General features: G+C 68.4%; 12 protein-coding genes. 1 reads left to right on the top strand and 11 read right to left on the bottom strand.

Annotation, left to right across the window (positions count from 1 at the left end; all coding sequences use genetic code 11):
• Window position 1 precedes the first annotated feature (1 nt).
• The 3 genes from ACX9NE_RS13865 to aldR form a co-directional block, all read right to left on the bottom strand.
• Window positions 2-919 carry a metal-dependent hydrolase gene (locus ACX9NE_RS13865; protein ID WP_459361975.1) on the bottom strand — a complete coding sequence of 306 codons (918 nt, stop codon included), beginning with the start codon at window positions 917-919 and terminating at the stop codon, window positions 2-4.
• A gap of 64 nt (window positions 920-983) precedes the next feature.
• Window positions 984-1,445, bottom strand: a complete 462-nt coding sequence (locus tag ACX9NE_RS13870) for an SRPBCC family protein (RefSeq protein WP_459361973.1) — start codon at window positions 1,443-1,445, stop codon at window positions 984-986.
• A 28-nt stretch (window positions 1,446-1,473) separates the two neighbouring features.
• Window positions 1,474-1,956 carry an HTH-type transcriptional regulator AldR gene (gene aldR / locus ACX9NE_RS13875; RefSeq protein ID WP_459361971.1) on the bottom strand — a complete coding sequence of 161 codons (483 nt, stop codon included), beginning with the start codon at window positions 1,954-1,956 and terminating at the stop codon, window positions 1,474-1,476.
• A gap of 101 nt (window positions 1,957-2,057) precedes the next feature.
• Between aldR and ald the strand changes: the two genes are divergently transcribed.
• Window positions 2,058-3,176 carry an alanine dehydrogenase gene (ald, locus tag ACX9NE_RS13880; RefSeq protein WP_459361969.1) on the top strand — a complete coding sequence of 373 codons (1,119 nt, stop codon included), beginning with the start codon at window positions 2,058-2,060 and terminating at the stop codon, window positions 3,174-3,176.
• Here the strand turns inward: ald and ACX9NE_RS13885 are convergent.
• From ACX9NE_RS13885 to ACX9NE_RS13920, 8 genes are all read right to left on the bottom strand, one after another.
• Window positions 3,173-4,201, bottom strand: a complete 1,029-nt coding sequence (locus ACX9NE_RS13885; protein ID WP_459361967.1) for a nitronate monooxygenase — start codon at window positions 4,199-4,201, stop codon at window positions 3,173-3,175. The two genes, ald and ACX9NE_RS13885, sit on opposite strands and share 4 nt — an antisense overlap.
• 4 nt (window positions 4,202-4,205) lie before the next feature.
• Complete coding sequence (locus tag ACX9NE_RS13890; RefSeq protein ID WP_459361965.1) at window positions 4,206-5,537, bottom strand: M16 family metallopeptidase; 1,332 nt, start codon at window positions 5,535-5,537, stop codon at window positions 4,206-4,208.
• Window positions 5,515-7,791 carry a polyribonucleotide nucleotidyltransferase gene (locus ACX9NE_RS13895; RefSeq protein WP_459361963.1) on the bottom strand — a complete coding sequence of 759 codons (2,277 nt, stop codon included), beginning with the start codon at window positions 7,789-7,791 and terminating at the stop codon, window positions 5,515-5,517. The genes ACX9NE_RS13890 and ACX9NE_RS13895 overlap by 23 nt, the downstream gene beginning before the upstream one ends.
• Before the next feature lie 324 nt (window positions 7,792-8,115).
• Window positions 8,116-8,649 (bottom strand): LppU family putative lipoprotein, encoded by a 534-nt coding sequence (gene lppU / locus ACX9NE_RS13900; protein ID WP_459362148.1) that lies wholly within the window; start codon window positions 8,647-8,649, stop codon window positions 8,116-8,118.
• The gene (rpsO, locus tag ACX9NE_RS13905; protein ID WP_055580898.1) at window positions 8,649-8,918 is read right to left on the bottom strand and encodes a 30S ribosomal protein S15; all 270 of its coding nucleotides are present in this window, start codon (window positions 8,916-8,918) and stop codon (window positions 8,649-8,651) included. Before rpsO ends, lppU begins: the two co-directional genes overlap by 1 nt.
• A gap of 89 nt (window positions 8,919-9,007) precedes the next feature.
• Entirely contained in the window at window positions 9,008-9,988 is a 981-nt protein-coding gene (locus ACX9NE_RS13910) for a bifunctional riboflavin kinase/FAD synthetase (RefSeq protein WP_459361961.1), read from the bottom strand.
• Window positions 9,989-10,030: 42 nt separating this feature from the next.
• A complete protein-coding gene (locus ACX9NE_RS13915) occupies window positions 10,031-11,971 on the bottom strand; it encodes a PE family protein (protein WP_459361959.1) in 1,941 nt (646 codons plus the stop codon).
• Window positions 11,972-12,037: 66 nt separating this feature from the next.
• Window positions 12,038-13,849 carry a PE family protein gene (locus ACX9NE_RS13920; RefSeq protein ID WP_459361957.1) on the bottom strand — a complete coding sequence of 604 codons (1,812 nt, stop codon included), beginning with the start codon at window positions 13,847-13,849 and terminating at the stop codon, window positions 12,038-12,040.
• Between the last annotated feature and the right edge of the window lie 37 nt (window positions 13,850-13,886).

Genomic DNA, 13,886 nt, shown 5'->3' on the forward strand with positions numbered 1-13,886 from the left:
TTCAGTGCGAGGCGCGCGCCGCCGGCGACACCGCCAGATAATCGACGGCTCGCTTCAGCCCGCCCAGTTGAGATGGGTGGAAACCTGGTCGATAGTAGGAACCGACAATGCTGATCAACCGCAGCGGCCCGGGCACCAACCCACGTCGCGCGGCCCGCAAGAAATCGCGCCAGCGCGCCTTGGTGCCCGGCGGCACGCACGGGTCCACCGAGAACATGAACCGCACCCCGCGAATCCATAACAGCGTGAGCACCGGCGTCACCGCGAGCTGGGCACGGACCTGCCGCCAGTACCCGGCCCGCAGATGTTTCATGGTGTCGAACGCCACGGCCTTGTGTTCGACCTCTTCGGCCCCGTGCCAGCGCAGCATGTCCAGCATCACCGGGTCGGTGCCGACGGCGTCCAGCGCGGGCGAATCCAGAATCCACTCCCCCAGCACGGCGGTGTAGTGCTCGATGGCCGCGATGAACGCAACCTGCTCCAACAACCAACCGTGCTGGCGACGTACGCTGCGATGCCGCTTGTTTCCCAGGAGCTTGCCGAACAGCCAGCGCACCTGGTCGGTGAACGGCGTCACGTCAATGCCCTGCGCATCGAAGTGGGCGAGGACGCCGGAGTGCGCCTGCGAATGCATCGCCTCCTGCCCGATGAATCCAAGCACGTCGAGGCGCAGTTGGTCATCCTTGATCAGCGGAAGGGTCTGCTTGAAGACGTCGACGAAGAACTCCTCTCCGGCGGGCAGCAGCAGGTGCAGCACGTTGAGGACATGGGTGGCCATCGGCTGGCCGGGCACATAGTGGAACGGCAGCGCAGACCAGTCGAACTCCACATCGCGAGCCTCCAGGACCAGCCGTTCATGCTCGGCAGCGTCCGACTGTCTGGAGTGCGGACCCACCGCCCGATCGTCAACTGCGCTCATCACGGCCCCCTTGCCTCGAGTGGCAAGTGTACTGAACAGCCACAGGTATGCGATACCCGCGGTACTACCTTTTTTCGGCCCGCTGCTTGAGCCGCTGCAGCGTCAGCTCGATGTGCTGGGCGTTCGCGGCCTTCCGATCGGCTAAGCCGGTGACCTTACCGGCCACTTTGGCGAACCAGGCGGGCCGCCGGTCCCACGTGCTCTCGGTGACCTCGCAGCCTTCGCCGGCCGGGACGATGTCGTACTGCCAGCGTGCGATCGGAAAAATCGTGTGCCGCACATCGAACGCGAAGACCCTGCCGGGTTCGGCGTGGGTGACGGTGCATTTCGTCGTCCAGCGTTTGCTGCCGTTCTCGTTGCGGCCCACGAACACCGCCCCCTCGGTGACCGCCTCACCCTTGCGCAGCTCCATCGACACCGCTTCTTCGGCCAGCGCGGCCAATGTCGGCAGGTCTGTGATCAGGCCGTAGACCACCTCTGGACTGGCGTCGATCTGCACGGTCGCGGTCACAGACGGCTCGCTCATGGCCTGATCATAGCCAGGCCGGCGGCCGCTAAACCGGCGCAGCCCCGCGCAGATGCTCGAAGATCAACGACGTTTGAGTGCCTGCCACATCGGCGTCGGCGTTGAGGTTCTCGACCACGAAGGAACGCAGATCCTGGGTATCGCGTGCCGCGACGTGCAGGATGAAATCGTCTGCGCCGGCCAGGAAGTAGACATCGACCACCTGCCGCTTGCGGCGGATCTGCTCGATGAAACCGCGCAGCTTGCGGCGGGCGTTGGAATGAAGTCGAACCGCGACCATCGCCTGCAGCGACAACCCCACCGCCACCGGGTCGATGTCGGTGTAGAAGCCGCGGATGACGCCGAGCTCCACCAGACGGCGCACGCGACCATGGCATGTCGACGGCGCGATGCCGACCGTTTCGGCCAGGGCGTTGTTGGTGATGCGTGCATCGCCGTGCAGCAGAGCCAGGATCCTGCGGTCCACGTCGTCGAGATCGGCCTGCCGAACATCCTTCGGGGCGCTAGCCATTTGATCCGCAGATTCCGTCGATTTATCGGTCACAGGTGAACTTTATAGAATAATCACCATCCAGATTGCGTGGATCTCGAATTTTCTTCACACTTGAGGTCATGCGTATCGGTATCCCCACCGAGATCAAGAACAACGAATTCCGGGTAGCCATCACCCCTGCCGGCGTCGCCGAACTGACTCAGCGGGGTCACGAGGTACTGGTCCAGGCCGGCGCCGGGGAAGGATCGGCCCTCTCCGATACGGAATTCAAGGCGGCCGGTGCCGTGGTGGCCGACACCGCGGCACAAGTGTGGGCCGAGGCAGAATTGCTGCTGAAGGTCAAGGAACCGCTGCCGGCCGAATATGGCTGCCTGCGCTCGGGGCAGGTGCTTTTCACCTACCTGCACCTGGCCGCCTCCCGATCCTGCACCGAGGCACTGCTGGCTTCCGGAACCACGTCGATCGCCTACGAGACGGTCCAGACCCCTGACGGATCGTTGCCGCTGCTGGCTCCGATGAGCGAAGTGGCCGGGCGACTCTCGGCGCAGGTGGGGGCATACCACCTGATGCGGACCAAGGGCGGGCGCGGTGCGTTGATGGGCGGGGTGCCAGGGGTCAAGCCCGCGGACGTCGTGGTGATCGGCGGCGGTACGGCCGGCTACAACGCCGCCCGCGTCGCCAGCGGCATGGGCGCATCCGTCATGGTGCTCGACGTCAATCTCACCAAACTCCGGTTGCTCGACGCGGAGTTCGCCGGCCGGATCGGCACCCGCTACTCGTCGGCCTACGAACTCGAGGGCGCTGTCAAACGCGCCGACCTGGTCATCGGCGCGGTCCTGGTCCCGGGCGCGAAAGCGCCGAGCCTGATCCCGAATTCGCTTGTGGCACAGATGAAGCCGGGAGCAGTGCTGGTCGACATCTCCATCGACCAGGGTGGCTGCTTCGAGGACTCCCGGCCGACCACGCACGACGAACCGACGTTCGCCGTGCACGACACTCTGTTCTACTGTGTGGCCAACATGCCCAGCGCGGTGCCCAAGACGTCGACCTATGCGCTGACCATCGCAACCATGCCCTACGTACTCAAGCTGGCCGATCACGGCTGGCTGGCGGCGTGTCGCTCGGATCCGGCTCTGGCCAAAGGACTTTCAACTCATGCCGGCGCATTGCTGGCTGACCATGCGGCCGAGGACCTGGGGCTGCCGTTCACCGATCCGGCCGGTGTGCTGGCCGGCTAGCGGATGTAGGGCGCCAGGGCGCTGACGATATCGGATGCCGGCCCGGTGCGGGCTTCCCGGTAGGCCTCGCCCGCCCACAAGTTAGTGCCGTGCGGATCCTCCATCTCGATCGCGGCCGCCCGGATCGGCTTGGTCATCTGGTTGACCTCCGGATAACCCAGCGGCGCAACATGATCGAGTAGACGCGTGAAGTTGTTCGCCAGACCGCGCGCGTAGCGCCCGGAGAACGCCCGGGTGACGACGGTCGAGTCGAACTCCGGGTTCTTCAGCGCGACCCGGTAGGCCGGGTGCGTGCCGGCCTCGTCGGCCAGCAGCAGCGCGGTACCGATCTGCGCGGCGACGGCTCCCCTGCGCAACGCCGCCGCGATCTGTTCCACGGTACCCAGACCGCCCGCCGCGATCAGCGGCACGTCGTGCGCGTGACCGATCCGGTCCAGCAACTGGTGCAGCGACTCGGCGCCGGGCTCCATGTCGGGCGCGAAAGTGCCGCGATGCCCACCGGCCGCGGGCCCTTGCACGACCAGATTGTCCGCGCCGGCCGCGATGGCCACCCCAGCCTCGTAGGCCGAGGTCACCGTGACCGACACCAACAGCCCTTGCGCACTCAACCTCCGGATGACATCCGGCGGCGGGGCCCCGAAGGTGAACGACACCATCTCCGGGCGCACGTCAGCCACCACCTCGAGCTTGCGCTCCCAATCGTCGTCGTCGCCGTGCACCGGATGGCCCACCTCGACGCGGTAGTGATCGGCGACCTCTTCGAGATCCTCGGCGTAGTACTCGAGTTGAACCCAGTCCGCGACGCTGGGCTGCGGTACGAACAGGTTGACCCCGATCGGGCCGGTGGTGGCGGCGCGTGCCTTGGCGATGTCGTCGGCGAACTGCTCGGCGGTCAGATAGCCGCCGGCAACCATACCGAGCCCGCCGGCGTTCGACACCGCGGCGGCCAGCTCCGGCGTCCCCGGGCCACCGGCCATCGGCGCACCCACAATGGGCGCGGCAATGTCCCAGAAACCCAAAACCATCGGGTTAACTTACCATCGCTCGAAGTTGTTGGGGCAGCGATCGTTTCGCGCTATAGGGACCCAGGACGGCAGCGCCGTAACTCTTGTTCAGCAGCCGCCGGGCCACCATGTTGACCTGGTCGAGGGTGACCTTCTCGATCTGCCGCAGCGTGTGTTCGATGCTGCGATGTGCACCGTAGTTCAATTCGCTGCGGCCGATCCGGCTCATGCGGGAGCCGGAATCCTCCAGGCCCAGCACCAACCCGCCGCGCAGCGAACCCTTGGCGATGCGACATTCCTCCTCGGTGATGCCGTCGCGGGCCACCGATTCCAGGACCGCGGTGGTGATCTTCATGACGTCGGCGAACCGTTCCGGCAAACAGGCGGCATACACCGACAGCGCGCCGCTGTCGGCGAAGATGTCCAGCGAGGAGTAGACCGAGTACGCCAGTCCCCGCGCCTCGCGGATCTCCTGGAACAACCGGGAGGACAGGCCGCCGCCCAACGCGGTATGCAACACCGACATCGCCCACCGGTGCTCCCAGCCCCGTCCGGGCGTGCGGACGCCCAGCGACACATGGGTCTGCTCAGCGTCGCGGCTGACCAGCACGAGTCCGGGGTCACCGGTCACCCGGCCCGCGCCCTTGCGGGGCGCAACGGGCCGGCGTCCGCGGACCAGCCGGCCCGCGAAGTGCTCGCGCGCCAGCCCGACGACCTCGTCGTGGTCGACGTTGCCGGCCACCGCCACGACCATCCGCTCGGGGGTGTAGCGGCGCAGATGGAAAGAGTGCAACTGGGAGCGCGACATCGACGACACCGACTGCGCGCTGCCGATCACCGGACGACCCACCGGATGGTCGCCGAACAACGCCGTCATGAACATGTCGGCCAGCGCGTCCTCGGGGTCGTCGTCGCGCATGGCGATCTCCTCGAGGACCACGTCGCGTTCCAGTTCGACATCGTCAGGGGCGCAGCGGCCATTGAGAACGACGTCGGCGACCAGATCGAGCGCCAGCGCCAGGTCGGTGTCCAGCACGTGCGCGTAGTAGCAGGTGTGTTCCTTGGCGGTGAAGGCGTTGAGCTCGCCGCCGACGGCGTCCATCGACTGGGCGATGTCTACCGCGGTGCGGGTCGGGGTCGCCTTGAACAGCAGATGCTCGAGGAAGTGCGCGGCACCGGCCACCGTGGTGCCCTCGTCGCGCGATCCCACCCCGACCCAGACACCGACCGATGCCGAGCGCACGGCAGGCAAGTATTCAGTGACGACCCGCAGACCGCCCGGCAGCGTGGTGCGACGCACCGCTCCTTTTTCCGGGGGCGGAGCGCCCCCGATGTCAGCTGCTGACCGTCGCGGCATCGGCGGGCGCTGCTCCGGCGGGCTCGGCAGCTGCGGCGGCGTCGTCGTCCACCAGGACCAGCGAGATCTTCCCCCGCTTGTCGATGTCGGCGATCTCCACGCGCAGCTTGTCACCGACGTTGACCACGTCCTCGACCTTCGCGATCCGTTTGCCCTTGCCGAGCTTCGAGATGTGGACCAGACCGTCACGGCCGGGCAGCAGCGACACGAACGCACCGAAATCGGTTGTCTTGACCACGGTTCCGAGGAACCGCTCCCCGACCGTCGGCAGCTGCGGATTTGCGATGGCGTTGATACGGTCGATCGCGGCCTGCGCGGAGGGCCCGTCGGTGGCGCCGACGAACACGGTGCCGTCGTCCTCGATCGAGATCTGGGCGCCGGTCTCCTCGGTGATCGCGTTGATGACCTTGCCCTTGGGCCCGATGACCTCACCGATCTTGTCCACCGGGACCTTGATGGTGGTGACCCGGGGCGCGTACGGGCTCATCTCGTCGGGCCGGTCGATGGCCTCGGCCATGACTTCCAGAATCGTCAGACGGGCGTCCTTGGCCTGGGCGAGCGCACCTGCCAGGACCTTTGACGGGATCCCGTCCAGCTTGGTGTCCAGCTGCAGGGCGGTGACGAAGTCCTTGGTGCCGGCGCACTTGAAGTCCATGTCGCCGAAGGCGTCCTCGGCACCGAGGATGTCGGTCAGGGTGACGAACCGGCGCTCGGTGTTGCCATCCACCTCGACATCGTCGGAGACCAGACCCATCGCGATGCCGGCCACCGGCGCCTTGAGCGGCACCCCGGCGTTGAGCAGCGCCAGCGTGGACGCACAGACCGATCCCATCGACGTCGAACCGTTGGAGCCCAGGGCCTCGGACACCTGCCGGATGGCATAGGGGAATTCCTCGACGCTGGGCAGCACCGGCATCAGGGCCCGCTCGGCCAGGGCGCCGTGCCCGATCTCGCGCCGCTTGGGCGAGCCGACGCGGCCGGTCTCGCCGGTGGAGAACGGCGGGAAATTGTAGTGGTGCATGTAGCGCTTGGACGTCTCAGGACCGAGCGAGTCGATCTGCTGGGCCATCTTGACCATGTCCAGCGTGGTCACACCCAGGATCTGGGTCTCGCCGCGCTCGAACAGCGCGCTGCCGTGCGCCCGCGGAACCACCGAGACCTCGGCCGACAACGCGCGGATGTCGGTGATGCCGCGGCCGTCGATGCGGAAGTGGTCGGTGAGGATGCGCTGGCGGACCAGCTTCTTGGTCAGTGAGCGGAACGCGGCGCCGATCTCCTTCTCCCGACCCTCGTAGGTCCCGGCGAGGCGCTCCTGCACCTGCGCCTTGATCTCCTCGGTGCGCCTGTCGCGCTCGGCCTTGCCGCCGATCGACAGCGCCTCGGTCAGCTCGTCGGTGGCCACCGAGGCCACCGAGTAGTAGACGTCTTCCTCGTAGTCGGGGAAGGTCGGAAATTCTTTCGTCGCCTTCCCCGATTTGCCAGACGCGTCGGCCAGCTCCTGCTGCGCGGTGCACAACGCGGCGATGAACGGCTTGGCGGCCTCGAGACCCTCGGCGACCACGGTTTCCGTCGGCGCCTGGGCACCGCCTTCGACGAGCTCGATGACGTTCTCGGTGGCCTCGGCCTCGACCATCATGATCGCCACGTCTTTTTCGTCATCAGCGCCGACTATGCGGCCGGCCACGACCATGTCGAATACCGCCCGCTCGAGCTGCTCGACGGTGGGGAAAGCAACCCAGGTGCCGTCGATGAGCGCCACTCGGACGCCCCCGACCGGTCCGGAGAAGGGCAGGCCGGAGATCTGGGTGGATGCCGAGGCGGCATTGATCGCCAGCACGTCGTACAGGTCGTTCGGGTCCAGGCTCAGGATCGTCACGACGACCTGGATCTCGTTACGCAGGCCGTCGACGAACGACGGGCGCAGCGGCCGGTCGATCAGCCGGCAGGTCAGGATCGCGTCGGTGGAGGGCCGGCCCTCACGACGGAAGAACGAGCCCGGGATGCGTCCCGCGGCGTACATCCGCTCTTCGACATCGATGGTCAGTGGGAAGAAGTCGAAATGCTCTTTGGGGTTCTTGCTGGCGGTCGTCGCCGACAGCAGCATGTTCTCTTCGTCCAGGTAGGCGACTACCGAGCCGGCGGCCTGCAAGGCCAGGCGTCCCGTCTCGAACCGGACGGTGCGGGTGCCGAAGCTCCCGTTGTCGATGGTGGCGGTTGACTCGAAGACACCTTCTTCGATTTCAGTCGCAGACATAACGTCAGTGCGGCCTCTCTTGGTTAATCAGCTGTTTCGCGGATCCCGTGTGCAGCAAACCAGAGAGCAGTGTCTGAATACGGCTACGGCCATCGATCGAAGCTGCCGACCTGCCCCAGATCCTGGGAGCCCGGCAGCCACTACCGAAGACCGCCCGATACAGTGCTGCTCTCCGTGACACGCATGGTGACTCGCTGGAACGGCGCACGCGGATCTGCGTGAGCCGCACCAAGTTACTCGGACCACCGGCCCGAGAACGTCCTCACTCTACACCGGCTAACTCTGGCTACGGCGCCGAACCCGTTGCCTCGATACGTCCGACCTCTAGTTCCGGGGCGCGCTGCTGATGTCCTCGACGCACACGGCGAACCGTCGCTGGGAGTACGTGTAACCCAGGCCGCTGGTGCACTGGTCGACGGTGACCGGCGGTTCGAGGCCGGTGAGGATCTGGGTGGCCCGCTGCCGATTCGGCACCGCGGTGTCGTTGCAGTCGACGCGAACCGGATCGGCGGTGTGGTGCGGATCGACACTCATGCAGCCGCCGATCACCCAGTCGATGTCCAGGCAGACAGTGTTGTTCAACCCGGTGATCGAATTGTGGGTCGAGTAGGAGGAATCCACGTCAGCCGGGCACTGGGACCGCTCGGCGACCGCAGCCACCACCTTGAAGTTGGACGCCGGGCTCCCGCACGGTGCCTTGGCGGCCTCCGGACGATCGGCGGTGCCGCCGAGCTTGAGGCAATCCCCCACTGTGAATTCGGTCAGGTCGGAGCCACTTCTTCCCGCCGAACACCCCGTCAACGCACCGACGATGCCGGCCAGCAAGGCGGCGGTGGCGGCGACTAACGAGCCACGGATTAGCGGCGCAGGCCCAACCTCTCGATCAGCGAGCGGTAACGCTCCACGTCGACCTGGGTGAGGTACTTGACGAGCCGCTTACGGCGCCCCACCAGCAGCAACAAGCCGCGACGCGAGTGGTGGTCGTGCTTGTGAACCTTGAGGTGCTCGGTGAGGTCCGCGATACGCTTGGTCAGCATTGCGATTTGCGCCTCGGGCGACCCGGTGTCGGTCTCATGCAGACCGTAGGACTTCAGAATCTCTTTTTTCTGCTCGGCAGTAAGCGCCATGAAACATTCCCATCAATAGGTCCGCGATCATGAATTCACAGCGCGGCCACCGCGAACCGCAGCACGCGCCGATGTCGACGGGCAGTTTATCAGTGGTCGGAATCAGCAAGCAGGCCGCGGGTTCGCTCGGTGTCCCGGCCGATCTCCTGCACCAGGTCGTCGATCGAGTCGTACCTCTTCTGGCCGCGGATCCGCGAGACGAAGTCCAGCGCGACATGCTGGCCGTACAGGTCGGCGTTGGTGTCCAGCACGAACGCCTCCACGGTGCGGGTCCGCCCCGAGAACGTCGGGTTGGTGCCGACGGAGACGGCCGCCTGGTAGCGCTCTCCGGGAATCACGGTGCCGGTCACCGGCCCGTGCCCGAGGACGGTGAACCAGGCGGCGTACACGCCGTCGGCGGGAATGGCCGAATACATCGGCGGCGCCACATTGGCGGTCGGAAAACCCAGCTCGGCCCCCCGTCCGTAGCCCCGCACCACGACTCCCTCGACCCGGTGTGGGCGGCCCAGCGCTTCCGCCGCAGCCAGGACGTCGCCGGCGTCGACGCACGACCGGATGTAGGTGGAGGAGAACGTCACCGTCTCGTTGCTGTGATGTTCGGACAGTAAGGACATGGCCTCCACCGCGAACCCGAACCGCTCGCCCGCCTTGCGCAATGTGTCGACGTTGCCGGCCGCCTTCTTGCCGAATGTGAAGTTTTCACCGACGACCACCTCGACCACATGGAGGTGCTCCACCAGCAGTTCATGGATGTAGCGATCCGGCGTGAGCTTCATGAAGTCGGTGGTGAACGGCATGACCAGGAAGACATCGATGCCGAGCTCTTCGACGAGTTCCGCGCGGCGCGTCAGTGTGGTGAGCTGCGCCGGGTGGCTGCCTGGGTACACCACCTCCATCGGGTGCGGATCGAACGTCATCAGCACCGATGGCACGGCGCGGGCGCTGCCCGCTTTGACCGCGTGAGCGATCAGCTCGGCGTGCCCACGGTGCACTCCATCGAAGACTCCTATGGTCAGCACGCATCTGCCCCAGTCCGTGGGGATCTCGTCCTGACCGCGCCACCGCTGCACGAGGCAAGCCTACGGCGCACGGCAAGACCTTCGCAGCCGCTTTCAGCCGTCCGCACCTTTGTTGCCGGGAGTACCCATCGCGCCAGCACCAGCGCTGCCCGCCGCGCCGGTACCGCCGAAGCCGCCCGCTCCACCCGTCCCACCGAGGCCGCCGATCCCGGCGGACCCAGACTTTCCGCCAGCCGCCTGAGACGTCCCTCCGGCGCCACCGATGCCGCCGGGACCGCCGTCGCCGCCCGCGCCTCCGGTGCCACCCGACCCGCCGGCACCGGTGCTGCCCGCATGACCCAGCAACCCGCCGGCGCCACCCGCGCCGCCCGCGGCACCGGCTCCTCCCGTGCCGCCGTCACTTCCGTCGCCACCATTGCCGCCGTTGCCGCCGTGGCCACCACGCAGGTATTCCGAATCCCCGCCGTTCCCGCCGGCTCCGCCCGCGGCACCAGCCGCACCAGCACCGCCGGTGCCGCCGGCCCCCCCGAGCCCGCCATCTCCGCCGTTGCCCCACAGCGTCCCGCCTCGCCCTCCTGAGCCACCGATCCCGCCGCCGCCGCCGCTGCCGGCGTTATGGGCCGCATCTCCGCCATCGCCCCCGTTCCCGCCTATGCCACCAGCAGCCCTCATCGACGCGCCGTCACCGCCGAAGCCACCCCTTCCGCCGTTTCCGCCGATCCCGCCGAAGCCTCCGTCGCCACCGTCACCGCCGGTGCCACCCTGGCTGCTGAAGGTCTGATACGTCGCGCTGCCGGATTCGCCGCCGATCCCCCCGTTACCGCCTGGTGCGCCAGCCCCGCCGTTGCCGCCGTCACCGCCGCTACCGCCCACGGTGCCGCTGGCGCTGCCCGGAGTCGTCGAGCCGTTGATGGCGACGCCACCGGCGCCGCCCATGCCCCCGGGCGCGCCGAGTCCACCGTCGCCGCCTTTGCCACCGTCGCCCCCGAATCCCGGACTGGTGGTCTGGGGCCCACCCGTTCCGCCGACTCCGCCGGCCTGTCCAGTGAAAGCGCCGTCAGTGCCGGCGCCGCCGACCTGTCCGGCGTTGGTGGCGTTGGATCCGTCGGCCGCGGACTGCACCGGTGGCGCCAGGCCGCGATTGACGCCGTCGACGCCGGCCGCACCGATGCCACCCGCTCCACCGGCTCCGCCGTGGCCCCAAAGCCCCGCATTGCCGCCGTTGCCGCCCGCGCCGCCGGCGCCGCCGTGGACCACGCCCGTGCCGCCGCTGCCGCCAGCACCGCCAGACCCAAACACAGCTCCGCCGTGGCCGCCGTCGCCACCGGTCATGCCAGCGCCGCCGGCGCCGCCGGCACCGCCGTTACCCCACCATCCGGCGCCGGCGCCGTTACCCCCGACGCCACCGGTCCCCGCGCTGCCGGCGATCCCGCCGGCCCCGCCGGCTCCACCCGAACCGCACCACGTTCCTCCGGCGCCGCCAGCGCCCCCTGCCGCTCCCGTACCCCCTGTTCCACCCGCACCACCCGAGCCGATGAGACCCGCCGGCCCGCCGGCACCGCCGGCCTGTCCGATTCCGCCCGAACCGCCGTTGCCACCATTGCCCCACAACAACCCCCCAGCACCGCCGGATTGACCCGTGCCGGCAGCCCCGTTTGCCCCATCGCCAATCAATGGCCGCCCGAAGAGTGCCTGCGTGGGTGCATTCACCACATTCAGGAGTCGCTGTTCGATTGCCAACAAAGATGGAACGGTCGCAGCCTCGGCACCGGCATAGGTTTCCGCGCTGGCCGCAAGCCTCTGAATCAACTGATCATGGAACATCTCCGCATGTGTGCTCACCGACCGGTACGCGAGTGCGTGGTCGCTGAACAACGCCGCGATCACGGCAGACACCTCGTCACCAGCGGCCGCATCTAGCCCTGCTGCGGCGGAAACCAGCACCGTGTTCGCGGTAGCTATCGCACGCTCAATGCCGGTCAATTCTCCGACCGCGGCATGGACCGACTCCGTCGCACACAGCAGATATGACACTGCTTCTCCTCTCATGCCTGACGAGCCGGCTCGTCAGGGCAGCTGCTGAATGGCGCTTGTCCGGCGTCATCCCGGTTGACCGTTGGTTCCCACCGCGCCTTTCGAACCGGCGCCGCCGCCGGAACCCGCGGCACCCCCTCCACCAGCCAGAACGCCGCCGGACCCGCCGGCTCCGCCACTGCCTGCGACCCCCGCGGTGCCTCCGCCGCCCCCATCGCCACCAGCGCCGCCGATACCGTGGTCGCCGCCCGCGCCGCCGGCCTTACCGCCTGCCCCGCCGTTCCCGCCCTGGCCACCGGTGCCTCCGTCGCCGCCGCTGCCGCCGGCTCCGCCGGCGCCACCGGTCCCCGCAAGCAGTCCGCCCGCGCCGCCGTGACCACCCGCACCGCCGGCACCGCCGGCACCGCCATCGCCACCAGCGCCACCCGCGCCACCGTCACCGCCGTTGCCGCCAGTGGTATACGCCGGATCTGACACGCCGTTGATGGTGCCGGCGGCACCGTTACCGCCCATCCCTCCTGCACCACCGATGTCGCCGACGCCGCCGTTCCCGCCGGCCCCGCCGATGCCACCGGCACCGCCATTGCCGACCAGTAGTCCACCCCGGCCGCCGCTTCCCCCCGCCCCGCCCGTGCCGCCAGCCGAGCCGGCGACACCGCCGGCGCCGACGCCTCCCGGGCCGCCCTTTCCGCCCAGTGCGACACCCTGGTCATTGGGTACGGTCACCCCTGCGGTACCGCCGTCACCGCCGGCGCCGCCCGCGCCGCCGGCAACTCCGCCCGGCGCCCCGATACCGCCCTGGCCGCCGAAGGCGATCGCGACACCATTCGGTCCGGCGGTCGAATCGCTGATGACTGCTGCGCCTCCGGGGCCTCCGGCACCGCCGGTAGCGCCGGCACCGGCTGCGCCCCCCGCGCCGCCCGGACCGCCGGATGCCTGAATGAAGTTCGCACCGCCGCTCACACCCGTCGCAATGGCTTCGCCGCCGCCCCCGCCGGCGCCGCCACCGACCCCGGGACCACCGGCGGCACCGGCGGTCCCCGTACCCGCCGCAACCTGGAAGTTATCGCCGGAGGTCAGCTGAGCAGTCGTGCCATAACGTCCGGTGGCTGCGGTGGCTCCGTTGGGGGTGGCATTGGTGCCGTCGGCCCCGGCCAACCCTGTGCCACCGTGTCCGCCGCTACCACCGGTGCCGAACAGCAGCGCACTGCCGCCGTCGCCGCCGCGTCCGGCAATGCCGCCGTTGATGCTGGCTGAGGCGGCGCCACCGGTGCCGCCGGCACCGCCGTTGCCGTACAGCAACCCGCCGGTACCGCCACTTCCCCCCGCCGCCCCGGTGCCACCTTGTCCGCCGGCCCCACCGTCACCCCACAGGCCGGCGCCACCGCCGGCACCGCCGGCGGCCCCGGCAGCGGTACTGGCGCCGCCGGTCCCGCCGTTTCCGTACAGGATTCCGCCGGCACCGCCAGGTTGCCCCACTCCATTGACCGTGCCACCAGCCGCGCCATCCCCGATCAGGGGTCGCCCCAACAGCGTTTGAGTGGGTGCGTTGACCGCATTGAGCACTTGTTGCTGCGACAATTGCAACGGTGACGCGCTGGCGGCCTCGGCACTCGCATAGAAATCGGCGCCGGTCACCAGCGTGTTTATCAGCTGACGCTGGAATGCCGCCGCGTACGCGCTGAACCACTGGTAGGACTGCGCATGCTCACTGAACAGTGCCGCGACCGCGATGGAAACCTCGTCTTGACCCGCCGCCATCAGCTCTGTGGTCACTGCCGATGCCGCCGAAGTGGCCGTATTGAGCGCCGACCCGATACCGGCCAAATCGCTGGCCGCGGCACCAATCAGCTCCGGCGCAACGCGCAAATACGACATCATCGACTCCTTTGCCTACAGACCAAGGGACTCGTCC

The organism is Mycobacterium sp. ML4, assembly GCF_054515735.1.

Bases quoted from the DNA above. Each gene is read 5' to 3' on its own strand.
- ACX9NE_RS13865 (WP_459361975.1), bottom strand. From the start codon at position 919: ATGAGCGCAGTTGACGATCGGGCGGTGGGTCCGCACTCCAGACAGTCG.
- ACX9NE_RS13870 (WP_459361973.1), bottom strand. From the start codon at position 1,445: ATGAGCGAGCCGTCTGTGACCGCGACCGTGCAGATCGACGCCAGTCCA.
- aldR (WP_459361971.1), bottom strand. From the start codon at position 1,956: ATGGCTAGCGCCCCGAAGGATGTTCGGCAGGCCGATCTCGACGACGTG.
- ald (WP_459361969.1), top strand. From the start codon at position 2,058: ATGCGTATCGGTATCCCCACCGAGATCAAGAACAACGAATTCCGGGTA.
- ACX9NE_RS13885 (WP_459361967.1), bottom strand. From the start codon at position 4,201: ATGGTTTTGGGTTTCTGGGACATTGCCGCGCCCATTGTGGGTGCGCCG.
- ACX9NE_RS13890 (WP_459361965.1), bottom strand. From the start codon at position 5,537: ATGCCGCGACGGTCAGCAGCTGACATCGGGGGCGCTCCGCCCCCGGAA.
- ACX9NE_RS13895 (WP_459361963.1), bottom strand. From the start codon at position 7,791: ATGTCTGCGACTGAAATCGAAGAAGGTGTCTTCGAGTCAACCGCCACC.
- rpsO (WP_055580898.1), bottom strand. From the start codon at position 8,918: ATGGCGCTTACTGCCGAGCAGAAAAAAGAGATTCTGAAGTCCTACGGT.
- ACX9NE_RS13920 (WP_459361957.1), bottom strand. From the start codon at position 13,849: ATGTCGTATTTGCGCGTTGCGCCGGAGCTGATTGGTGCCGCGGCCAGC.